We start from the raw sequence: 1002 nt of genomic DNA on the forward strand, positions 1-1002 counted from the left end.
ATCGCGAATCAGCTGCACATACCCCTTGGTCTGCTGCTGGAGCCCGCCGCGGGCCAGACCCGAAAAACGAACCGTGGCCTCGTAGTAGTACACACCCCCCGGCAAGGGGCTGCCCCCCTGGGTGGTCCCCGGCCAGCTCACCACCGCGCCAGCCGACTCGTAGACCTTGGCACCCCACCGGTTGTAGACCACAAACTGAACCGACTCCACAAACCGAGGACAGTTCAGGGGCTGGAACACGTCGTTCTTTCCGTCCCCATTGGGGGTGAACAGGTTAGGCACGGCAAAGTAGGGGCAGATCTCCTTGCAGACCTTGTTGCTGGGCGCACTCTCGGTGCCCTTGGTGTTGACCGCCGTCACGTAGTAGCAGCCCGCCACCGTGCTCAGGCTCTGGTGCTGGAAGCTGGTGGTGGGCACCGGCACTGAGCCAATCTTCTGCAGGCTGTCGCCCTCGTAGCGGGCGTAGTAGATGTTGTAGGAGGCAATCCGGGTGTCGCAGGTACGTCCCCCCAGGCTGGTGGGGTACTGCCAGGTGAGGGTGTTGGTGAAGCTACTCTGGTTGCAGAAGGCATCCGGGGCCAGGGCCGCGCAGTTGAGCAGGTCCAGGCTCAGGTTGGGCGGGCAGGGCCGGGTGGTGTCGCTGGGGCTAGCGCACTGAATTTGAGAGAAGTTGTTGAGTAGACGCGTCTTCATAAAAATCTGGGTGTCCGTATACTGACCGAAGGTCTCCACCCGGTAGCAGTAGCTGCTGTCGGGGGAGAGCACCCCGCTGGTCACCCCATCCTGCGCATAGGTATCACCCCCCGTATCAACGAACGTGTAGGGTGAGCCCTGCACGGGCACAGTTGCAATGATGTTGAAGGGACCATTGGGGCCACTCCGTGAGCGGTACACCCGGTGAGTCTGGTTGTCGTTGCTCCAGGGCGTGTTGGCCACCCAGCTCAGGCTCACGCGGCTGGGACCCGCCGTGGTGGTCAGCCGCACGCTGCTGGCCGCGTCGGT

General features: G+C 63.2%; 1 protein-coding gene. It reads right to left on the reverse strand.

Features of this window, described 5'->3' with window-relative positions:
* Nucleotides 1-951: T9SS type B sorting domain-containing protein (locus J2I46_RS32615; protein WP_310589152.1), on the reverse strand; the 951-nt coding region annotated here is incomplete at its 3' end.
* Nucleotides 952-1002 lie beyond the last annotated feature (51 nt).

The sequence above is a fragment of the Fibrella forsythiae genome (genome assembly GCF_017353175.1).
Lineage (GTDB): Bacteria > Bacteroidota > Bacteroidia > Cytophagales > Spirosomataceae > Fibrella > Fibrella forsythiae.